Annotated in this window: 16 protein-coding genes, 1 tRNA gene and 2 rRNA genes (1 of these 19 cut by a window edge); 11 read left to right on the top strand and 8 right to left on the bottom strand. The window is 64.4% G+C overall.

All coding sequences use genetic code 11. The features are described 5' to 3' along the window. Positions 1 to 40: 40 nt before the first annotated feature. The 8 genes from ACFB49_RS18315 to ACFB49_RS18350 all read left to right on the top strand — a co-directional run bounded on the left by ACFB49_RS18315 (position 41) and on the right by ACFB49_RS18350 (position 10,219). Positions 41 to 1,471: an aldehyde dehydrogenase family protein gene (locus ACFB49_RS18315; protein WP_380872739.1), complete on the top strand. Its 1,431-nt coding sequence runs from the start codon at positions 41 to 43 to the stop codon at positions 1,469 to 1,471. Between the two features lie 98 nt (positions 1,472 to 1,569). Further along, a complete protein-coding gene (gene uxaC, locus ACFB49_RS18320) occupies positions 1,570 to 2,985 on the top strand; it encodes a glucuronate isomerase (protein WP_380872740.1) in 1,416 nt (471 codons plus the stop codon). A 205-nt stretch (positions 2,986 to 3,190) separates the two neighbouring features. Then, a complete protein-coding gene (locus ACFB49_RS18325) occupies positions 3,191 to 4,657 on the top strand; it encodes a mannitol dehydrogenase family protein (RefSeq protein WP_380872741.1) in 1,467 nt (488 codons plus the stop codon). Further along, entirely contained in the window at positions 4,654 to 5,880 is a 1,227-nt protein-coding gene (locus ACFB49_RS18330) for an SGNH/GDSL hydrolase family protein (protein ID WP_380872742.1), read from the top strand. The genes ACFB49_RS18325 and ACFB49_RS18330 overlap by 4 nt, the downstream gene beginning before the upstream one ends. A 114-nt stretch (positions 5,881 to 5,994) precedes the next feature. Then, on the top strand, positions 5,995 to 6,846 hold the full coding sequence (locus tag ACFB49_RS18335; protein ID WP_380872743.1) for an SDR family NAD(P)-dependent oxidoreductase: 852 nt from the start codon (positions 5,995 to 5,997) through the stop codon (positions 6,844 to 6,846). Positions 6,847 to 6,945: 99 nt separating this feature from the next. Continuing rightward, positions 6,946 to 8,208 carry a patatin-like phospholipase family protein gene (locus ACFB49_RS18340; protein ID WP_380872744.1) on the top strand — a complete coding sequence of 421 codons (1,263 nt, stop codon included), beginning with the start codon at positions 6,946 to 6,948 and terminating at the stop codon, positions 8,206 to 8,208. Between the two features lie 86 nt (positions 8,209 to 8,294). Further along, entirely contained in the window at positions 8,295 to 9,158 is an 864-nt protein-coding gene (locus ACFB49_RS18345) for an SDR family NAD(P)-dependent oxidoreductase (protein ID WP_380872745.1), read from the top strand. After that, positions 9,158 to 10,219: a TIGR03617 family F420-dependent LLM class oxidoreductase gene (locus tag ACFB49_RS18350; RefSeq protein WP_380872746.1), complete on the top strand. Its 1,062-nt coding sequence runs from the start codon at positions 9,158 to 9,160 to the stop codon at positions 10,217 to 10,219. Before ACFB49_RS18345 ends, ACFB49_RS18350 begins: the two co-directional genes overlap by 1 nt. Positions 10,220 to 10,241: 22 nt before the next feature. Here the strand turns inward: ACFB49_RS18350 and ACFB49_RS18355 are convergent, their stop codons facing one another. Then, complete coding sequence (locus tag ACFB49_RS18355; RefSeq protein ID WP_380880024.1) at positions 10,242 to 12,209, bottom strand: acyltransferase family protein; 1,968 nt, start codon at positions 12,207 to 12,209, stop codon at positions 10,242 to 10,244. Positions 12,210 to 12,547: 338 nt separating this feature from the next. On the opposite strand from ACFB49_RS18355, the gene ACFB49_RS18360 reads away from it, so the two are divergent. Both ACFB49_RS18360 and ACFB49_RS18365 read left to right on the top strand, forming a co-directional pair. Then, entirely contained in the window at positions 12,548 to 14,113 is a 1,566-nt protein-coding gene (locus ACFB49_RS18360) for a S10 family peptidase (protein WP_380872747.1), read from the top strand. A 42-nt stretch (positions 14,114 to 14,155) separates the two neighbouring features. Further along, positions 14,156 to 15,451 carry an MgtC/SapB family protein gene (locus tag ACFB49_RS18365; RefSeq protein WP_380880026.1) on the top strand — a complete coding sequence of 432 codons (1,296 nt, stop codon included), beginning with the start codon at positions 14,156 to 14,158 and terminating at the stop codon, positions 15,449 to 15,451. A gap of 11 nt (positions 15,452 to 15,462) precedes the next feature. Here the strand turns inward: ACFB49_RS18365 and ACFB49_RS18370 are convergent, their stop codons facing one another. From ACFB49_RS18370 to ACFB49_RS18385, 4 genes are all read right to left on the bottom strand, one after another. Next, positions 15,463 to 16,047 (bottom strand): hypothetical protein, encoded by a 585-nt coding sequence (locus tag ACFB49_RS18370; RefSeq protein ID WP_380872748.1) that lies wholly within the window; start codon positions 16,045 to 16,047, stop codon positions 15,463 to 15,465. 114 nt (positions 16,048 to 16,161) lie between these two features. Then, positions 16,162 to 17,472: a tetratricopeptide repeat protein gene (locus ACFB49_RS18375; RefSeq protein ID WP_380872749.1), complete on the bottom strand. Its 1,311-nt coding sequence runs from the start codon at positions 17,470 to 17,472 to the stop codon at positions 16,162 to 16,164. Positions 17,473 to 17,485: 13 nt separating this feature from the next. Then, positions 17,486 to 18,049 carry an OsmC family protein gene (locus tag ACFB49_RS18380; protein WP_380872751.1) on the bottom strand — a complete coding sequence of 188 codons (564 nt, stop codon included), beginning with the start codon at positions 18,047 to 18,049 and terminating at the stop codon, positions 17,486 to 17,488. A 25-nt stretch (positions 18,050 to 18,074) separates the two neighbouring features. Further along, on the bottom strand, positions 18,075 to 18,986 hold the full coding sequence (locus ACFB49_RS18385; RefSeq protein WP_380872752.1) for a hypothetical protein: 912 nt from the start codon (positions 18,984 to 18,986) through the stop codon (positions 18,075 to 18,077). A 263-nt stretch (positions 18,987 to 19,249) separates the two neighbouring features. Here ACFB49_RS18385 and ACFB49_RS18390 point away from each other — a divergent pair, with 263 nt between their 5' ends. Beyond that, the gene (locus ACFB49_RS18390) at positions 19,250 to 20,818 is read left to right on the top strand and encodes an alpha/beta fold hydrolase (protein WP_380872753.1); all 1,569 of its coding nucleotides are present in this window, start codon (positions 19,250 to 19,252) and stop codon (positions 20,816 to 20,818) included. A gap of 113 nt (positions 20,819 to 20,931) precedes the next feature. Here ACFB49_RS18390 and ACFB49_RS18395 read toward each other — a convergent pair. The 3 genes from ACFB49_RS18395 to ACFB49_RS18405 form a co-directional block, all read right to left on the bottom strand. Further along, a tRNA-Met gene (locus tag ACFB49_RS18395) sits at positions 20,932 to 21,008 on the bottom strand. A 96-nt stretch (positions 21,009 to 21,104) separates the two neighbouring features. Further along, positions 21,105 to 21,219: ribosomal RNA gene (rrf, locus tag ACFB49_RS18400) — 5S ribosomal RNA — on the bottom strand. Positions 21,220 to 21,348: 129 nt separating this feature from the next. Next, positions 21,349 to 22,483: ribosomal RNA gene (locus ACFB49_RS18405) — 23S ribosomal RNA — on the bottom strand; it runs 1,670 nt beyond the window's last position.

Here is a 22,483-nt window from a genome sequence, read left to right on the forward strand (position 1 = left end):
ACCGGCGATAAGGATCAAGGTCTCGAAAAGGGCAGCCAGCATGAAACTTACCCATTTCATCAATGGCGTCGAGGTCGAGGCGGATACCCCCTTCGACAGCGTCAATCCGTCCGACACCAATGATGTGGTCGCGAGTTATCCGGCTGGCGGCGACGCGGAGGTGGCGGCTGCGGTCGAAGCCGCAAAGGCCGCGCAGCCCGCTTGGGCCGCCGCGTCGCCCGAGCTGCGCGCCGACCTGCTCGACAAGGTGGGCGCGACGCTGATGGTGCGCGCGGCCGAGCTTGGCAAATTGCTGGCGCGCGAGGAGGGCAAGACGCGCGCCGAAGCGACCGGCGAGGTGATGCGCGCCGCGCGCATCTTCCGCTATTTCGGCGGGGAGGCGCTGCGCCGCCATGGTCAGACGCTGGAATCGACCCGGCCCGGCCTCGATGTCTCGACCTATCGCGAGGCGGTCGGCGTCTATGGGCTGATCACCCCCTGGAACTTCCCGATCGCGATCCCCGCCTGGAAGACGGCACCGGCGCTCGCCTTCGGCAATGCCGTGGTGCTGAAGCCGGCCAATCCGACGCCGGCGATCGCCCATGCGCTGGCAATGATCATCCATGAATGCGGCGCGCCGGCCGGCGTGTTCAACATGGTGCTCGGCCAGGGCGGGGTCGGATCGGCACTGGTCGACCATCCCGATGTCGCCGGCATATCCTTCACCGGATCGCAGGGGGTGGGCGCGAAGGTCGGCATGGCCGCGATGGCGCGGCAGGCGCGGGTGCAGCTTGAGATGGGCGGCAAGAACCCGCTGGTCGTCCTCGCCGATGCCGATCTCGACCGCGCCGTCGCCATCGCGCTCGACGGCGGCTTCTTTCAGACCGGGCAGCGCTGCACCGCTTCGAGCCGGGTGATCGTCGAGGATGCGATCCACGATCGCTTCGTCGCAGCGCTCGCCGAAAAAGCGAAGGCGCTGAAGGTCGGCCCGGCGCTTGATCCGGCGACACAGGTCGGCCCGGCGTCGAGCGAGACGCAGTTCGAGCAGAATCTGCGCTATGTCGGGATCGCGACGGGCGAAGGCGGGCGGCTGGTGACGGGCGGCGAGCGGCTGAGCCTCGCGACGCCGGGCTATTTCATGAGCCCTGCGGTGATCGCCGACACCAATCCCGACATGCGGATCAACAATGAGGAAGTGTTCGGCCCCGTCGTCTCGACGATCCGTGTCGGCAATTATGACGAGGCGCTGGAGATCGCCAATCGCGGCAATTTCGGGCTGTCGGCGGGGATCGTCACGACATCGCTGAAACATGCGCGGGATTTCCGGAGGAAGGTGCGGGCCGGCATGGTGATGGTCAATCTGCCGACTGCGGGGGTCGACTATCATGTGCCGTTCGGGGGGACCCGCGGCTCGAGCTATGGCGCGCGCGAGCAGGGCTTTGCGGCGGTCGAATTCTACACCCAGATCAAGACGGTCTATGTGGGTGATTGAGAGCCAGGTTTAGACAGAATCCATGGTGAAGAGCATCTGGCGCTGACCGGATAATCCGCGCTATCAGGTTATTGACACCGGTATCAATGAGTCGCGTCATGGCTAAATCACTTCGCCTCCATCCCGACCGCCTTTTCCCCGCCGACGAGCGCACCCGCGCGATCGCCCGTGCGCTGTACGAACCGATCCGCGACCTGCCGATCATCAGCCCGCACGGCCACACCGATCCGGCCTGGTTCGCTTATGACGAGCCCTTCGCCGACCCCGCGCAATTGCTGATCGTGCCCGATCATTATGTGTTCCGCATGCTCTACAGCCAGGGCATCGGCCTCGACACGCTGGGCGTACCGACGGTGGACGGTAGTGCGACGGCCGGCGATCCGCGCGCGATCTGGCGGCTGCTGGCGGAACATTATCATCTGTTCCGCGGCACGCCCTCGCGCGCCTGGCTCGACTGGGTATTCGCCGAAATTTTCGGGATCGAGGTGCGGCTGGAGCCTGCCACCGCCGACCATTATTATGATGTGATCGATGCGGCGCTGAAGACGCCCGCCTTCCGGCCCCGCGCCTTGTTCGAGCGGTTCAACATCGAGGCGATCGCGACGACCGAGAGCCCGATCGACCCGCTCGAACATCATCGCGCGATCCGCGACAGCGGCTGGGCCGGCCGTGTGATCACGGCCTATCGCCCCGATCCGGTGATGGACCCCGAGAATCCGGGCTTTGCCGATAATCTGATCCGCTTCGGCGAAATCGCGCGCGAGGACGTTTCGACCTATGCTGGCTATCTGCGCGCGCATCAGAACCGCCGGGCCTATTTCCGCGAGGCTGGGGCGACTTCGACCGACCATGGCCATCCGAGCGCCCGCACCGCCAATCTGGGCCATGCCGACGCCGAGGCACTTTATGCCAAAGTGCGCGCCGGCGCGGTGACGCCTGCCGAGGCCGAGCTGTTCCGCGCCCAGATGCTGACCGAAATGGCGCGGATGAGCCTGGACGACGGCATGGTGATGCAGATCCATCCCGGCGTGCATCGCAGCCACAATCCCGCGCTTGCCGCCCGCTTCGGCCGCGACAAGGGCGCCGATATTCCGATCCCCACCGGTTATGTCGAGGCGCTGAAGCCGCTGCTCGACGCCTATGGTAATGAGCGCGATCTGACGATCATTCTCTTCACGCTCGACGAGACGAGCTATGCGCGTGAACTGGCGCCGCTGGCGGGCCATTATCCCGCGCTGCGCCTCGGCCCGCCCTGGTGGTTCCACGACAGCCCGGAAGGGATGCGCCGGTTCCGCGAGCAGGTGACGGAGACTGCCGGCTTCTACAACACGGTCGGCTTCAACGACGACACCCGCGCCTTCCTGTCGATCCCCGCGCGGCATGATGTCGCGCGGCGGATGGATTGCGCATTCCTCGCTCGGCTGGTCGCCGAACATCGGCTGGAGGAGGATGAGGCGCACGAGGTGGCGCGCGCGCTGGCTTATGATCTGGTGAAGAAGGCGTATCGGTTGTGAGGGAGCACTCCGAAATCCTCCCCAAGCTTGCTTGGAGTGACGGGTTGGATTGCCCCCGGCAATCCAAGATCGTGCCGGGGGCACGATCGACCCGTCACTGGGGACCGCCGGCCGCAGGCCGGTGGTGGAGGGGTAGGGCGGGACATTGCCCCTCCACCATGCTGCGCATGGTCCCCCTCCCCGAGACAAGCTCGGGGAGGATTTGATGGAGCGCCTCTCAAACAAAACTCTCCCCACACTCCCCACCAACGTCCCTCGCCCCACTTACGACCGCCAGGCCATCACCACCGGCGTCGTCCATCTGGGCATCGGTGCTTTCCACCGTGCGCATCAGGCGAGTTATTTCGACGCGGCACTGCGTTCGGGCGACCGGCGCTGGGGGATTACAGCCGCATCGCTTCGCTCGACCGCGGTGCGCGAGCAGATGGCGCCGCAGGACGGGCTCTATTCGCTGGTCGTGCGTGATGGCAGCAACGAACAGATCCGCGTGATCGGCGCCGTCCGTGACGTGCTGGTGGCGCCCGAAGATCCGGCCCGGCTGGTGTCGGCGCTCGCCAGCGCGGACACGCATATCGCGACGCTGACGGTGACCGAGAAGGGCTACAAGCTCGATCCCGCGACGGGCGCGCTGCTGATCGACGACGCGGATGTCGCGGCCGACCTCGCCAGCCTGGAGCGCCCGCGCACCGCGCCCGGATTTCTGGTGGCGGCGCTTGCACAAAGGCGTGCGGCAGGATTGCAGCCGTTCACCGCTATGTCCTGCGACAATCTGCCGCACAATGGCTCGCGCCTGCGCGATGCGGTGCTGGCGATCGCGGCGCATCACGATCCTCGCCTGCGCGACTGGATCGCCGAGCATGGCGCCTTCCCGGAGACGATGATCGACCGCATCGTCCCCGCCACCCAGCCGGCCGACATAACCGCACTCGCCGAACGGCTGCGGGTCGAGGACCGCGCGATGGTGAAGGCCGAGCCCTTCAGCCAATGGGTGATCGAGGATCGCTTCGCCGGCGAGCGGCCGGATTTTGCGGGGCTAGGCGCCCAGCTCACCAATTCTGTTGCCCCCTGGGAGGAGGCGAAGTTGCGTCTGTTGAACGGTGCGCATTCGGGCATCGCCTATCTGGGCGGGCTTGCCGGTGTGGAGTTCGTCCACCAGTTCGTCGCGCTCGATCCGGGCCGCGCCTTTGTGGAAGGGCTGTGGGATGAAGCCGCGACCACCTTGTCCCCACCTTCGGGGCTGAACATCGCCGCTTATCGCGAAGCGCTGATGAGCCGCTTCGCCAATCCCTCACTCCAGCACCGCACCCGCCAGATCGCGATGGACGGATCGCAGAAGCTGCCGCAGCGGCTGCTGAGCCCGATCATGGCCCGGCTGGAGCGCGGTTTGCCGATCGAGCGGATGGCGCTGGCGGTGGCGGCGTGGATGCGCTGGCAGAGCGGCCGCGACGATGCTGGCAACAGCTTCGTCGTCGACGATCCGCTGGCCGCGATCACCGCCGCGCGCCTCGCCGGCGCCCTGTCGCCCGAGGACCAGGTGGCCGCGCTCCTGACCGTGGACGCGGTCTTTCCGCCCCGGCTCGCTGCCGATCAGGGCTTCCGAACAATCCTCAACCGCCATATGCGGGCATTGGCCGAACATGGCGCGCTGGCGACGTTGAAGGGTGTCCGATGATCAAGCGGGTATTGATTGCCGTCCTGTCGCTGGCCATCGCGACCAGCCCGGCGGGTGCGGCGCGCGATCCGAAATGGATCGGCAGCTGGGCCGCCGCGCAGCAGATCCCCGACGAGCGCAATGCGCTGGATGCCGCGGACATGCGCGACGTGACCTTGCGCCAAACGGTGCGGCTGTCGGCGGGCGGCGATCGTATCCGGTTGCGGCTTTCCAACAGCTTCGGCACCGCGCCGCTGCGTTTCTCGCGCGTGTATGTCGCGCTCGGAGAAGCGGGATCGGCGCGGATCGACACCGCCAGCGGCCGCCCCGTCACCTTTTCCGGCCGGACCGAAGTGACGGTGCCGGCGGGCGCCACCTATCTTTCCGATCCCGTGGCGCTGAAGGCCGGCCCGCTCGCCAGCGTCACCGTCAGCTTCCATCTGCCCGAGGCCCCGGCCCAGCAGAGCGCGCATACGGCATCGATCGCCACATCCTTCATCGCCCGCGGCAATCAGGTGGATGCCGCCGACCTGCCCGGCGCGAAGCAGGTGGATCGCTGGTATCAGCTCGCCGGCGTGGACGTGGAGGCGGATCGGGGCGCCGCGATCGTCGCCTTGGGGGATTCGATCACCGACGGTATCGGCGCGACCAATGACGCGAATAATCGCTGGCCGGACGTGCTGGCGGAACGGCTGCAGGCATCGGTGCGGACGGGGCATCTGGCGGTGCTGAACCAGGGGATCAGCGGCAACCGCCTGCTGGCGGACGGCACCGGCCCCAACGCGCTCGCCCGGCTCGATCGCGACGTGCTGGCCCAGCCGGGCGTGCGTTACCTGATCGTGCTGGAAGGCGTGAACGATCTCGGCAATCTTTCCCGCGACGGCAATGCCACGCCGGAAGTGCGTGCCGACCGCGTCCACCGCATGATCGCGGCCTATGGCCAGATCATCGAGCGCGCCCGCGCCCGCGGCATCCGCGTGATCGGCGCCACCATCCTGCCTTATGGCGCCTTCGCTTATTACCGTCCCGATGCGGCAGCCGAGGCCGATCGCCAGACCATCAACCGCTGGATCCGCGCCAAGGGCAATTTCGACGCCGTGGTGGATTTCGACGCGGTGGTGCGCGACCCCAACAAACCCGATCGGCTGCGCGCCGATTATGACTCGGGCGACGGCATCCACCCGTCGGCCGCCGGCTATCGCGCGATGGGCGAGGCGATCCCCGTGACCTTGTTCAAGGATTGATGGCGTAATCTTAGCGTAAAGCGCCACGCTTCGATCGCAGGACTCCGAGCGCGCGGCCATGATTGCCGCCGGCTTCCCACGCAGACATGTTCCGCAGCCGGAAGGAGCCCGATCATGGCCGCAACTCTCGAACGGCTGGATGGCCGTATCGCCCTCGTCACCGGCGCAACGCAGGGGATTGGTCGGGCCATCGCCCAGCGGCTGGCGTCATTGGGCGCAGATGTGATCGTCACCGCGTCCGGCCGCGATCCCGACAAGCTTGCCGAAACCGTGGGATTGATCGCGGCGGCGGGCCGCCGTGCCCACAGCATCGCCGTCGACCTGACCGATGCGGCGGCGCGGGCGGACCTGATCGATCGGGCCGAGAGCGCGCTGGGTCCGATCCACATCCTCGTCAACAATGCGGCGAGCGCCGGCGCCTTCGCGCCGCTCAGCAAGATCGACCTGCCGGCACGACGGGCCGCGTTCGAGGTCAATGTCCATGCGCCGGTCGATCTGATCCAGGCGGCATTGCCGGCGATGCGCGCGGCGGGCTGGGGGCGCATCCTCAACATCACATCGGAAACCGTGACGCAGCCGCCCATCCCTTATGCGACGCCGCCCAAATATATTCACGGGCTCGTCGCTTATGGTGCATCCAAGGCCGCACTCGATCGCGTCACGCGCGGGCTGGCGGCGGAGCTTCATGGTACGGGCATCCACGTCAACGCGGTCAAACCCTATAAGATCTGTGCGTCCGAAAACGCGCTCGCGCTCGCCCGCGCAACCCTGCCGCGCAATCCGGACTGGATCGAAGGCGTCGAGATGATGGCCGAGGCCTCGGCGATCCTGATCGCATCCTCGCTGACCGGCGTGGTCGCCAACAGCCGAGAGGTGCTGGCGATGACCCAGTCGCCGCTCTATTCGCTGGATGGTTCCGCCGTGATCGGCGACTGGGCGACCATCCCGGAACTCCCCGACGTTTGACCCGTCCTAGGGTGTCGAGACCGCCAGTTTAGAGGGTTTTTCCCGATACAGGGGCGAACGCCCGCCGATTAGGATCAGGCGATCCATCGGGAGGGCAACATGCGCGACGCAACGGACCGGCTGCCCCGGACATCTCTTCTCGTCCGTCTTCGTTCCCGGTTGCGTGGCTTATGTACCGTGCTGATGCTCGGCGTGCTGGTGGCCGGTTGCGCGACACCGCAACGTCTGCCCGCGGTGCCGCGCGCATCGACCTTGCAGGCAGAAACCGGCCTCGGCCCGATCCGCTATTTCGTCACCCGCGACGTCGCCGGCTTCACGAAGGAAGCCTATGCCTCGCTCGACCGGGAACTCGCCTGGCGCGCGAGCCAGGGGCAGACAGGTCCGCTCCCCCCCGTCTATTTCCTCGCCATATCGGGCGGCGGCGAGAATGGCGCGTTCGGCGCGGGGCTGCTGAAGGGATGGACCGAAAGCGGCAAGCGGCCCGAATTCAAGGCGGTGACGGGCATCAGCACCGGCGCACTCACCGCGCCCTTCGCCTTCCTCGGCCCGAAATATGATCATGTGCTGGAGGAGGTCTACACCCAGACCACCAAGGACGACATCTTCAAGATGCGCGGCATGATAAAGGGCTTCTTCAGCGACGCGATGGCGGATACGACCCCGCTCTACCAACTGGTATCGCGCTATGCCGATCAGGCGCTGCTCGATGCGATCGCCGCCGAATATGCCAAGGGCCGGCTGCTGATGGTCGGCACCGCCGATCTCGACACGCTGGAGCCGGTGATCTGGAACATGACCGCGATCGCCGCGAGCAAGGACCCGCGCGCGCTCGAACTGTTCCGCAAGGTCCTCGTCGCGTCGGCATCGATCCCCGCGGTCTTTCCGCCGATGATGATCGACGTCACCGTCGACGGCACGCGCTACCAGGAGATGCACGCCGACGGCGGCACGATCGCGCAGGTCTTCCTCTATCCGCCCTCGCTCCATATCAGCCAGCAGGGCCCGGCCGCCAACCGCGAACGCCACCTCTACATCATCCGCAATGCCCGGCTCGATCCGGACTGGGCGGACGTGCAGCGCCGCACGCTCTCGGTCGCCGGGCGGGCGCTCGGTTCGCTGACCCAGACGCAGGGGATCGGCGATCTCTACCGCATCTACACGACCACCCAACGCGACAAGATCGACTATAATCTGGCCTATATCCCGCGCAGCTTCGACGTGCCGCTGCCCGAACCGTTCGACCAGCATTATATGCAGGAACTCTACGCAACCGGGCGGAAGATGTCGGTCGGCGGCTTCCCGTGGGAGAAATATCCGCCCGGTTACACCCCCAACGAGCCGCACCGCGCGGATGATCGCTAAGCTGCTTGACAACATCCCCGACTTATTAATGAATGCGATTCAATAAAGCATTCGCCCGCGCAATCGCGGGCCGCGGGGAGACGGATATGAGCAAGACGGTTTTCATCACCGGCGCCAATGTCGGACAGGGCAATCTCCTCGCCAAGGCGCTGGCCGAACGCGGCTGGCGCGTGCTCGCCGGCGTGCTGCCGGGCGCGCCGACCGACCTCGTCAGCAACAACCGCATCACCGTGATCGACCAGGACGTCTCCAGCGACGCGTCCGTCGCGGCGAGCGCGGAGCAGGTGAAGGCCGCGCTCGGTGACGAGGGGCTGGATCTGCTGCTCAACGTCGCCGGCGTCGCCAATATCGCGGTGGGCGTGATCGAGGGTGTCGACCTGGCGCAGGTGGAACGGATCTTCCACATCAACACCTTCGGCCAGCTCCGCGTGATCCAGGCGCTGCTGCCGCTGCTGCGCAAGAATAAGGGGCGGATCGCCAATTACAGCTCGGGCGCGATCATCGCCAATCCGGTCGGCTCCGGCCCCTACAACATGTCGAAGCACGCCATCCACGGCCTGACGCTCACGCTGCGCCACGAACTCGCGCCCTTCGGCATGCAGGTGACGTCCATCCTGCCCGGCGGGGTGATGACCGGCATGTCCTCCAACGCGCATGAGAATACGAAGAAGACCTGGAACGCGCAGCCGGCGGACGTGCTCGCCGTCTATGATCCGCCGCTCGGCAATGTCGTGCAGCAGGTGCTGCCGGACATGCTGGAAAAGAGCGGCAGTTCGCCCGATTATGCGGTGGCGGAGATGTTGAAGATCATCGACCTGCCGAAATGGAAGCCGATCCATTATGTCGGCAAGGATGTGAAGCCGATGGGGCTGATGCGGCGGCTGCTGTCCGAAAGCCAGCTCGAAAAAGCGATCCGCTCGACCTTCAAGATCCCGACCGCGCCGCTCTGATGGCCGGGCTCAAGGTCGACGGCGCGATCTTCCGCGGCGGCGACAATCTCTATTCGGGCGACCTCACCGAGATTCCGGCCCGCGTCCGCGCGATGGAGGGGCTCGACTTCGACGGCCTCTTCACGCTCGACACGACCATCGACCCGTTCCTCGCGCTGCTGCTCGCCGCCGAGCATAGCGAGCGCTGCGAACTGATCACCGGCGTCGCCATCGCCTTCGCCCGATCGCCGATGACGCTCGCGCTGCAGGCGTGGAACCTGCAGCGTTATTCGGGCGGCCGGATGATCCTCGGCCTCGGATCGCAGGTGCAGGCGCATATCGAGAAACGCTTTTCGATGCCCTGGGGTCCGCCCGCGGCGAAGATGCGGGAATTGATCCTGGCCATCCGCGCGATCTGGGATTGCTGGGGCCGCGGCGCCAGGCTCGATTTCCGCGGGACTTATTATCGGCACAGCCTGATGACGCCGACGTTCAATCCGGGGCCGAACGCGCATCCCGACCCGAAAATCTATCTCGGCGCGCTGGGCCCGAAAATGGTGGAGGTCGCCGGCGAAGTGGCGGACGGCCTATATGGCCACCCCTTCACCACCATCGCCTTCGTGCGCGACGTGCAGATCCCGGCATTGCGGCTCGGCCTTGCAAAATCCGGGCGCAGCTTAAGCCAGTTCGACATGCCCGCCATGATCATGACGATCACCGGCGAGGATGACCGCGCCATCGCCGCCGCCGATCGGTCGATCCGCAAGCTGATCGCTTTCTACGGCTCGACCCCGGCATATTATTCGGTGCTGGACCATCATGGCTGGCACGATCTCGGCCCGCGGCTCAACCTCATGTCGAAGGAAGGTCGCTGGGACGCGATGACCGACCTCATCACCGACGAGATCACCGACGCCTTCGCGGTGAAGGGCCGCCCCGACGAGATCGCCGACCGCATCGCCGCGCGGTGCGACGGCCTGATCGACCGGGTGACGCTCTACACGCCCTATGCGCTGTCCGAGGAGGTGCTGCCCGTGATCGTGGCGGGGATTAAGGCGAAGCCGGGGAAGACTGCGGTCTGAACGCGCGGGCGCCGTTCTACTCTTAAATGTTGCCAGCCATCGCCGACACAATGGGCTTCTCAAACAGCTTTCTGAAAATTGACAGGCTGCTTTCCGCTAAATGATTGTCATCCGAGAAGATCGGTTGGCCATTTATCTCGTACAGGCATTCGGTGTCGGGACATTGCACCAGATCCGGCCTGATCAGTCCAGGCTCGGCCAAGATCGGAGCATAGCGCTGGAGAAAGGCTGCTTTAGACCCGCCCGCCTCCCACCGAGACGACTTTCCATAGGCAAGCGATCTCGACCACATAGAGGCGATATCCGCACCCGGCGTGGCGATCGGCCCCACAAACAACACGGCCCTTCCCGGAAGTTTCCCGGCGGTCTCATGAAGACCTGCGATTACTTCGTCTGTCGTAGAACCTTTGGGCGATCTACCGTCCGGATAAGCGACGCCGCCATGCTCTGGTTTCCATCGCACTCCGATGATTACCACCCGCGCCTTTTTCAAGGATGTGGCTATCTCGATCTGCTTGTTCGCGGTGGCAAAACATTCCGAAGCGATGTTGACGTTGGTCATCGCCAAACATCCAGACGATACAACCAACATGCCTTTGAGATGGTGCGTTTTCAGGATGTCATCGATCAGCGGCACATACATTTCCATGTGGGAATTGCCGAGCAAGACGACATCCGCATCATGCAAATCGGAAGATGGCACGCCTAGCTGACAGAGCCGCACATTCTGCTCGGGACGAGCATCGGGCTGCTCGCATCGATAATGTGTGTCGATCACGGCAGCGACCCGGTTCACTGCGGGCGAGAAGCGGGACGGCAGCCCCTCATGCCAAAGAATAAGCGCCCCAGCCGACAGGACGATCGTGACGCCGCCGGCTGCATATTTCAGTAAGCGGGCCAGAGAGCCAGTTCGGAACGGACGCTCGATCCATGCCCATGAGATGGTCGACACAGCGCCAGTGGCCGCAGCCATGATACCTAGCTGGTAGATCGTTGGGTTACCGATGAGCCAATAGCGGGCCAATACGATGATCGGCCAATGCCAAAGATATAGGGAAAAGGACATCAACCCGGCAGCGCGTAGCGGTTGCCACGAAAGCGCCGAAAGGTGGCCGCCGGCACCAGCATAGATCAGCAACGACGAACCCATCACGACGAGTTGCTGCGCGGAGATATTGCTCGGCGCGAACCCTGCCAAGGCAGCAGAAATCATGGCGAGCGCCAGCAGCGAAAGGCCTGTAACGAATGCCGGGTGGGAGGGTTGATACCGGGGAAGCAGCGCCACGAGCGCGCCGAAGCATAGCTCCCACGTCCGCTGCGGCAGCAGGTAGAAAGCGAGGTTTCGCTCCGCCGTCGTGGAGGAACCTGCGGCCGCTGCGGATGAGACAAGGATGAGGGCGAGAATGACGAGCGCCGCAGCCCTTCGATCCAGCTTCCTGAGGCAGGGCACCAGCACCACAGGAAAGAAAAGATAGAATTGTTCTTCAACCCCCAATGACCACAGATGCAGCAGAGGCATGGATTCCGCAGCTTTGCCGAAATAATCCGCTTGGCCCAGGAAATAGATGTTCCCCGCAAAGGCCAGCGACGCAAAAAGGCTCTTTGCGAACGCGACCAGATCCGAAGGAAGCATCAGCAGCAGAGCCGCGCCGGTCGTCACCAACAGCATACAAAGCAAAGCGGGCAGGATGCGACGCAATCGGCGTTCGAAGAAGCGAGCGAATGAAAATGCGCCATCTTCGACTTCGCGCCGGATGATTCTGGTGATCAGAAAGCCCGAGATCACGAAGAAGATATCCACACCGAGATATCCGTGCGGCATGAATGAGCGGTCGAGATGGAACAGGATCACGGCGATGACGGCGATGCCGCGTAGACCGTCTATGTCGGCCCGATAGGACCTGTTGCTGTTTTGTTCGGAAGCTCCAATGGGGCTGGAGCCCGCAGATGCATCTGCCATTCGCAGCAGGGATGGAGAGAGCGCTTCCATCACAGGGCTTTGCCATCATATGGTAACTTCATCGTAAAACGGGTGATTACACCTTGTAAGGCGGCAAGAAGCGGGCTCCCGGCCTTCGCCGGGATAACGGTTCGGTGAGAGCTCTAGTCGTTTTCGACGGCGCCTCGAGTGGAGAGAGCCATGGACCCAGCCTTTGCTGGGATAACGACGGTTGGCGTGGTGAATGGCGAGGGCGCCCGACTCCCGCGTGCGACTTTAACTACCGGTAATCACGCACACTTTCGACAAAGGTTGTTCGTCGAAACTGACTTGCGGCACGCGCGATGCGCCGCAAGGTGCCGCGTCGCAAATATATAATGGGTCCGCCGATGCGCCTTACGTCCACGCTTACGCTTGCCGCCTGTCTGTTCTTCAGCCTTCCCGCCGCCGCCCAGAAAGCCGATGCGCCCGCCGCAAAGGGCGCCGCGGACGAGGTTGAGAAGAAGGTCGCCACCGAGATCGCCGAGAATTGGGCGACCGCGCCGGTCGCGGAAGTCACCAAGTCCAAGGCGATGAAGGTCGCGGTCGGCGGGCGGACGATCGGCTACACCGCCACCGCCGGCACGCTGACGATCCGCAACGCCGCGGGCAAGCCGACCGCGAGCATCTTCTACACCGCCTACACCGCGCCGGGGGCAGGCGGAAAGGCGCGCCCCGTCACCTTCCTTTATAATGGCGGTCCGGGTTCGGCGAGCCTGTGGCTGCGCATGGGCAGCTTCGGCCCCGTCCGCGTCCGCACTACCGATCCGAACGCGGTGGCGCCCGCGCCCTTCCATGTCGATGCCAACCCGGACACACTGATCGGCAGCACCGACATGGTGTTCATCGATACGGTCGGCTCCGGCTATTCGCGGCCGCTGGGCGACACCAAGCCCGCCGACTTCTACGGCGTCGACCAGGATGTCGATGCGTTCGCCAAGGCGATCACGCGCTACGTCATCAAGAACAAGCGCTGGGGCGACCCCAAATATATCCTCGGCGAAAGCTATGGCACCACGCGATCGGGTGCGCTGGCCTATCAGCTCGAGGATCAGGGCGTCACCTTGAACGGCGTGATCCTGCTGTCGTCGATCATGAATTACGGCATCCGCCAGTCGGGCTTCGACACCATCCATGTCGGCTATCTGCCGAGCTATGCCGCAACCGCATGGTATCATAACCGCGTCGCCGACAAGCCCGATCTTGCCACCTTCGTCGAGCAGGCCCGCGCCTTCGCCAACGGCCCCTATGCCGCAGCCCTCGCCAAGGGGCAGGATATCAGCGCCGCCGAGGAAGATGCCGTCGCGCGCGACCTCAGCCGCTTCACCGGCCTATCGGTCGATTATCTGAAGCGCGCCAATCTGCGCGTCGATCTCGGCCGCTTCCGCAAGGAATTGCTGCGCGACCAGCGCGCCACTGTCGGCCGCTTCGACAGCCGTTATGTCGGCACGGACGACGATGCCGCCGGCGAGACGCCCGAATATGATGCGTCGAGCACCGGCATCACCGGCGCCTATATCAGCAGCTTCCAGGACTATCTGACCCGCGAGCTCGGTTATGAGACCGAGTTGACCTATCGCCGCAGCGCGCGCGAAGGCGGCGAGTTCAAGTGGGACTGGTCGCACAAGGCGCCCGACGATCGCACCCAGAACGTCGCCGACGTCACCGCCGATCTTTCGCAAGCGATGCGGATCAACCCGCATCTGCGCGTCCTCTCGCTCAACGGCTATTATGACATGGCGACGCCGTTCTTTTCGACCGAGCGCGACCTGAAGCATATGATGCTGCCGGCCAACCTGCAGCCCAACCTGCAGTTCCGTTATTATCCGGCGGGGCACATGGTCTATCTGAACCCCGAGGCGCTGCGGCAGATGCGGATCGACCTCGAACGCTTCTACGCCGAAGGCGCGCGCTGATCTGCGGGGGCCGGATCGGCCCCGGAACATTGGTTGACAGCGATGGTGCTCCGTGCGGTTATGGGCCGCATGGAGGACATCGAGCTCTTTCATCGCCTGGCGCTGGCCGTCGCGATCGGCGCCGTGATCGGGGTCGAACGACACTGGCGCGACCGCGAGGCAGGCCAGGGACAGCGCACCGCGGGCCTGCGCACCTTCGCGCTGATCGGCCTGTTCGGCGGCGTGGCGGGGCTGATCGAGCGCGATCTTGCCGGCACGCTGGCGGCGCCCTCCGGTATCGTGCTCGCCAGCTTCTTCATCGTGCTGACGGGCGCGATCACCGCCTTCCAGTATCGGGAGTCGATCGCGGAAGGATCGTTCAGCGCGACCACCGTCGTCGCGGCCATGCTGACCTTCGCGCTGGGCGCGCAAGCGGTGCTGGGCAATATGCAGATCGCCTCGGCCGGCGCGGTGGTGCTGCTCGTCATCCTGGCAAGCCGCGAATATCTCCACGGGGCGATGCGCAAGCTGCGCTGGGCCGAGCTGCGCTCCGCGGTGATCCTACTGGCGCTGACCTTCGTGCTGCTGCCGGTGGTGCCCGCCGATGCGATCGGTCCATTCGGCGGCATCTCCCCGGCGCGCATCCTGAAGCTGGTGATCGTCCTCGCCAGCATTTCCTTCTGCGGCTATGTCGCGGTGCGGATGCTGGGGGCGACACGCGGCGCACTGGTGGCGGGCGCAGTGGGCGGCATCGTCTCCTCGACAGCGGTCACCATCACCAACGCTCAGCGATCGAAGACCGAGGAGGGCACCAACGCCCTGGCGGCAGGCGCGATCGGCGCCGGCGCGATATCCTTCCTGCGCACCGCGATCCTGGTTTCGGCACTGGCTGCGGTGCTGGTGCCGATCCTGGTGCCGGCGCTGGTGGCCGGTGCGGTGGCGATGATCGCTTATGCCGCCGTGCTCGCATGGCGCGACACGGCGGAAAATCCGGAACAGACACAGAAGAATCCGTTCGAGCTGTGGTCGGTCATCAAGATGGCGCTGCTGCTGGTCGGCGTCGCTTTCCTGGCGCAGGCGGCGAGCCAGCTGTTCGGGAATGCGGGGCTGATCATCGTATCGGCGCTATCGGGCCTCGCCGATGTCGATGCCGCGACGGTGACGGTGACGGGCATGATCAACCGGATTTCGCCGCAGGTAGGGGCGGAGGCGATCGCGATCGCGCTCTTTTCCAACGTGGTGGCGAAGGCCGTCTATGCGTCAATCTGGGGATCGGCGGGTTACCGCCTGCATCTGTGGCTGGCATCGATCGCGGCGGCAGTGGCGTCCGGTGCGGGCCTTTTCTTCACGCTTGGCTGAGCAGCGACGGCTCAGGATGTAGCCAGCGATGTGCGGCTGACCGCCGCAGCAAAGGTCGTCCGGTCGAGCGGGACGCCGCCCTCATCGATCGCGAAGACCAGGAATGGGGCGCCCTTCAGGCCCCTCGCCCGATCGGCGCGCCACAGCATGGACGCGCCATAGGATGCGTCGAGGCCGATCTTCCATTGGGATGCGCGCACCAGCCGGGCAAGTTCATTATCGTCGTAGAAGCAGATCAGGACGCTTTTGGCGCTCTCCGGCGCGGCGATCGCTTCACGCGGCGCGGTCATCTGGAAATATCCGCCGCAACTGGTGCCGACGAGGAGGACGCCGGTGCCCATGTCGATCTCGGGGCCGACAGCGGCAATGTGCGGAAAGATCAGGAAAGCGTGCGCGAGATCGCAATATTCCTCCGCCCGGCGACTGGCCTGCAACAGGGCGCCGAGGACGCGCTGGGACTCCTTGATCAGCGCGGCTCCGCCCGATGCAGATGCCTGCGCAGGTGCCAGCAACCCCACCGCGGGAAGCGCAGCTAATCCCTGGAGGATATGGCGGCGGGACAAGCCCACGGGCCGCGGAATCGGATCACGATCCATGGCCTTCAGGATATGGCAGCCCCGCGAGGTTAACTATCGGTGAAAACCCTTATGGGGTTTTACGGGGGCTTACCGACCATCATTGCCCCGCGGGCTCTGCCCCCCTCGCCCAACTCAATCCGCGCAGGCCCTCTCCAGCCGCCGCGCCCAAGGGCTCGCCGGTTTGCGCCCGACCCTCTCCGCCGCGATCGCCTGCGCCGCGGCGTGCATCCGCGCCCGTTGCGCCGCGTGTAGCGCCGTCAGCGATAATATGTCGCGCTGGGCATGCGACCCGCCAAACTGGTGAGCCACACCGCGAACCGCCAGCAGGGTCTCGGCTGCCTCACGATAGCGCTCCTCCGCAAAGGCGAGGAAAGCTGTGGCGATCGGCAATCCCACCTGCCGGGCGACCACCGCATTATCGTCATGCCCCTCGGACGCTTGCGTCAGCGCCGCGACCGATCGCCGCGCCAGGTCCATCCGGCCCGCGCCGATATAGGCCATCACCGCATGGACATCGTTGAACGCATAATGCCGGTCCTCCAGCGTCCGCTCCCAGCACCGCGCCAACCCCGCGAAACGATCGCCGACATCGACACCGTCGAGGTGGAGCCGCCACAGCAAAGCCGACGCGTCGATCCATTCGAGGACGACGTCCGCATCCGCCACCGGCCGCACCCGATCGTCATACAACGCCAGCGCCGCCTGATGTTCGTTGCGGTCGAGATGGAGCAGCGCGAGGTGCCACCAATTATGGTAGGCAAAGCCATTGTCCGGCGACAGCGCCTCGCCATTGGCGAGCAGCCAGCCCATGCCATCGTCGACGTCGCCGCGCATCTCATGGACATGCGCGACGGCGTGGACGGCCCAGGCGTCCCGCGGCTCACGCCTCGTGGCTTCCTCGCCCATGACTCGCGCGCGGTCATAGTCGCCGCATTCCTCCATGCCGAAGGCCGCCATGCCGAGCACGGCATGATAACCGTCATCGCCCTCCGAAAAGGCCCTGAGCGCCTGGACCGGCGTGTCGCGGAGATCGGACGCGCGGCCGAGGAAGAAATGGCCGACATGCGCCGACTGCAGCGCCACCAGATCGCGCGGATTGTCGCGCGCGATCCGCGTGAAGGCCGCGACGCCGCGGTTGATGCTGCCGTCGGCCCAGGCCGCAGCAGCGCGGAGCAGATCGCGCTCGCGGTCATTGCCGCCGCTGCCGGCCATATCCAGCGAACGCCGCACCTCGCCCAGATAGGCTCGATCAGTTTGCTGGACGAGGATCGCCGCCCGTGCGGCCCAGGCCGCAGTGAAACCGGGATCCTCCTCCAGCGCCTTGTCGAGCGCGGCAATCGGGTCGCCGCGATAGAGCCGCATCAGCAGCAGGGCTTCGTCATAATGTGCGAGCGCGGTCGGCGACGCCGTCGAAACGGCGTTGCCATATCGATCCTTCAGCATCGAACATCCTCACTCAGATGATCTCCAGCCGGCCGTTCATACGGATCGGCTGGTTGAGGTTGAAGAAGTTGGGCGACGTCTTCATCACCGCCTGGTGGATGGCCTGGAACTGCTCGGCCGTGCCGGGCCCGGCGATCCGCACCGTGTAATCGAGCTGGCGATAGCCCGGCGCCACAGCGTCATCGAGACCGAGGAAGCCGCGCAGATCGAGTTGCCCGTGCGTGTCGATCTCGACCGATGTCAGTTCGATGCCGTGGAGCGCCGCATTGGCGACATAGCCCACCATCATGCAGGCGTTGAGCGCCGTCATCAGCAGTTCCTGCGGGTTGGGCGCACTGTTCTGGCCCATCAGTTCCACAGGCTCATCGGCGACGATCTTGAAACGCCGATCGATCTGCTCGCCACCGAACTCATAGCTTTCGATCAGCGTCTCGCTGCGGGTCTGCCCGGTCCAGCGCGTCTTGACGCGAAAGCCGACAATGCCCCTGGCGGCATCGGCGCGGACATCGTCCACCACTTTTCCGAGCGCGGAAAGATCGAGCCCGTTGACGATATTGCGGGTCATCAGGTCTTCCATGGTCTGTCTCCTTCAAAAGGGCTTGTCAGGAAAAGGCGGGCGCAATGCCGTCGAGCCGCGCGAGCGAGGCTGGCGAGATGTGCGACAGGGTTTCCCGGAACCGAGGATGCGCCATGCCGGAGCCGAGATAGGTCCACCGCGCCGCCTGATGCTGCTGCGCAACGGTTTCCGCCCGATGATCCGGCTTCAGCCAGCGTCCGGTCGCCTGCTCGAAAGCGGCGACGTTCAGTTCGGCCTGTGCGGCAAGGCCGCGGTCGATGAAGCTGCCGATCTCGAGATATTCGTCGAACGCATAAGTGATGCCGGCCTCGTATCGGCCTTCGGCCAGCGCCTCGACCATCATCGCGTCGAGCCGGGCGTGCTGGGCCTCCTCCATCCAGTGATGGCGCAGCAGGCTCTTGAACAGCGGATCAAGCGCCGCATTGTCACGAACGCTGTCCACATAATGGCTCTGCGTCATCCATTCGATCTGGAGGATGAGCAGCGCCACCGCGAGCGGATCGTGCCGCAGCACTTCCGCCCCGATCGCCTCGCTCGGACCGATGATCGCGCAGGGTGAGCCGAAGCCCCGCTCGAACGCGGCGTGGAAGCGCTTGAACAGCTGGATGTGCTTGGCTTCCTCGCCGGCGAACTGCAGCAGTGCACGAACGCGATAATCGTCGCCGTTCAACTGCGGCCGGGCGTGATCGAGCACGAACGGCAGCACGAACTCCTCCACCACGCCGAACATGCAGAGATATTCGTGCGCCCGGATATGGTTCAGGATCAGCCGTTCGCCGGCATCGAAGCCCGCCATCCGGTCGATGCGGGCCAGCGCCTCGGGCAGGAAGGGCCGCGTGAAATCGAGCGCGGCGGCGTCGCCGATGACATCATCGATCTGCCACGCCGCCTTCTGCGACGAGGCGAGCACGGCTTCATAATTATGCTGGTGGTACATGGTGAATTGTCCCGTCGGGGGGAATTTCAGGCAAAGGGAAGTGCCGCGGATGCGACCGCGATGGTGCTGCACATCAGGGCCAGGACGGCCGTGAGCAGTCGCAGCGCCGGGAAGCTGTTGCTGGGCATCGTCATTCTCCACAAGGATCCGGGTAAGGATCGGGTGAGCGCAGCTATGCCGGGCAAGAGTGGAAACGAGCGTTGTAACGGCCGTGTTAATTGTCGTGAGAGCGGGCTTCTGGTAAATTTCCACGGATGCAAGACATGCAGCCCGCCGTGGCGCTCGACATTCTGGGGCCGATGGCGCTCCGGCGCGGCAGCATTTCTGTCGATCTTCCATCCTCCAAGAAGACACGGGCACTTCTCGCTTATTTGACTGTGAGCGATCGGCCGGTACGACGCGAGCGACTTTGCAGCATGTTGTGGGACGTGCCCGACGATCCCCGCGGCGCGCTGCGCTGGAGCCTCTCCAAGCTGCGCGGCGTGATCGACGACGCGGATGATTGCCGGCTTGTCGCCGACCGCGAGACCGTGCGGGTCGAATGCGCGGCGCTCCACGTCGACTGGCGCGAGCTCAAGGCTTTTGCGGATACCGACATCAGAAAAGCCGATACCGCGGCGCTCGAACAGGCCGCCCGGTGGGATGGCGAGTTTCTGGAAGGGCTCGAACTCCCGCGCTGCGACGACTATCAGGCCTGGCTGGTCGCCATGCGGGAGGACGTCCGCAAATGGCAAACCGCGATCCTGCGCGAACTGGTCGGCAGGCCGATCGCGCCCGACGAGGCGCTGGAACTCGCGCGGCGATGGACCTTGCTCGACCCCTTCGACTCGCTTGCCCGCGTCGCCCTGATCGAACTGCTGGACAAGACCGGACGGCGCAACGAGGCGGCGCAGCAGCGCGAACTTGCCGGCCGCAGGCTCGACGAGGCATCCGTGCCCCGCCCCGCCTTACTCTCGGAAGCGGCGCCCGCGCCCACACCGGATGAAGCGGACGATCTGCCACCGCAGATCATCCGCTTCTGCAAGGCGTCCGACGGCACCGGCCTGGCCTATTCGGAAACCGGCAGCGGCCCGCCGCTGGTCAAGACCGCCAATTGGCTCAATCATCTGGAGTATGATTGGGATAGCCCGATCTGGCGCCACTGGCTGAAGGCGATCGTCCCGCATTGGCGGCTGATCCGCTATGACGAGCGCGGCAACGGCCTGTCGGACTGGAACACGGCCGACATTTCCTTCGACGCCTTCGTCGATGATCTCGCCAGCGTGGTCGATGCGGCGGGGCTCGAACGCTTCGACCTGCTCGGCATCTCGCAAGGCTGCAGCGTCTCGATCGCTTATGCGATCCTCCATCCCGAACGCGTCCGCCATCTCGTCCTCTATGGCGGCTATGCGGCGGGCTGGAAGATCCGTGCTTCACCCGGCGAGATCGAGCGGCGCGAGGCAATGGTGACGCTGACCAGGGAAGGCTGGGGCCAGAACAATCCCGCCTTCCGGCAGATGTTCACGACACTGTTCTTCCCGGAAGGGTCGCAGGATGAAATCCATTGGTTCAATGAATTGCAGCGCCGATCGACGTCGCCCGAAAACGCCGTCCGGCTGCAACGCGCCTTCGCCGAAATCGACGTGCGCGATCTGCTTGCGAAAGTGACGGTGCCGACCCTGGTGCTCCATGCACGCGATGACGCCGTCATTCCCTTCTCCGCCGGCCGCGGACTGGCGACCAATATTCCGGGTGCCGAGTTTGTTGCGCTCGAAAGCCGCAATCACCTGCTCCTGGAGGGAGAACCCGCATGGTCGCGGGCGATCGACAGCATCAGGGCATTTCTGAGCTGAGCGCGGGCTATCGATGAGCGTCGTCGATCGACAATTGGCGCGCGCCGTTGGCACGGGTGATCGGGCCCGGAAGCTTGGCGCTTGGGCCTGGGATGAGGATGAGGGATATTTGTTGGTTGCGGGGACAGGATTTGAACCTGTGACCTTCAGGTTATGAGCCTGACGAGCTACCGGGCTGCTCCACCCCGCGCCAACGAGATCGGCCGCACGAGGCGGCCGATATGTCCCTCCTTATGGGAGGGATTATGAATGGGTTCTGGATCCGTGCGTTTGCGCTGGCTTCAAAGCCTGGCGACGACCTACTCTTCCATTGCTTAAGCAATAGTACCATCGGCGCAGTCTGGTTTCACGGCCGAGTTCGGGATGGGATCGGGTGGGTCACAGACGCTATGGCCACCAAGCTATGGAGCCAGCGCAATTGGGTGTCCCGTCAGAGTATCTGGCGGGTTCCGTGCAGGGATTTGGGTTAGAAATCGATATTACTGTTGCTGTGAGATTATCCACATCAGCGCTGTCGTTGATGGTGGGACTCTCTAGTGCGAATAGAGCAATTAGTATCGGTTAGCTCCATGGATTACTCCACTTCCACATCCGATCTATCAACGTCGTGGTCTTCGACGGCTCTATGATATCTTATCTTGAGGGAGGCTTCCCGCTTAGATGCTTTCAGCGGTTATCCCGTCCATGCATAGCTACCCTGCTGCACCGTTGGCACGATGACAGGTCCACCAGAGGCATGTTCAACCCGGTCCTCTCGTACTAGGGTCAACTCCTCTCAAATATCGACGCCCACGGCAGATAGGGACCAAACTGTCTCGCGACGTTCTGAACCCAGCTCACGTACCACTTTAATTGGCGAACAGCCAAACCCTTGGGACCTGCTCCAGCCCCAGGATGTGATGAGCCGACATCGAGGTGCCAAACAACCCCGTCGATATGAGCTCTTGGGGGTTATCAGCCTGTTATCCCCGGCGTACCTTTTATCCGTTGAGCGATGGCCCTTCCACGAGGGACCACCGGATCACTATGACCGACTTTCGTCTCTGCTCGACTTGTCAGTCTCGCAGTCAGGCTGGCTTATGCCATTGCACTCTAACAGCCGGTTTCCAACCGGCCTGAGCCAACCTTCGCGCGCCTCCGTTACTCTTTAGGAGGCGACCGCCCCAGTCAAACTACCCGCCACAGAGGGTCCCTGATCCAGTTTCATGGATCGAGGTTAGACATCAGAAAACAACAGGGTGGTATTTCACCTATGGCTCCACATCGGCTGGCGCCAATGCTTCAAAGCCTCCCACCTATGCTACACAGTTCTTTCCTAATGCCACTCTGAAGCTGCAGTAAAGGTGCACGGGGTCTTTCCGTCTAACCGCGGGTACTCCGCATCTTCACGGAGAATTCAATTTCGCTGAGCATGTACTGGAGACAGTGGGGAAGTCGTTACGCCATTCGTGCAGGTCGGAACTTACCCGACAAGGAATTTCGCTACCTTAGGACCGTTATAGTTACGGCCGCCGTTTACCTGGGCTTCATTTCGGAGCTTGCACCCCTCCACTTAACCTTCAGGCACCGGGCAGGCGTCAGACCCTATACGTCGTCTTGAAGCCGACTTAGCAGAGCCCTGTGTTTTTGCTAAACAGTCGCTACCCCCTGGCCTGTGCCCCCCAC

The sequence above is a fragment of the Sphingomonas sp. DBB INV C78 genome, from assembly GCF_042693015.1.
GTDB lineage: Bacteria > Pseudomonadota > Alphaproteobacteria > Sphingomonadales > Sphingomonadaceae > Sphingomonas_E.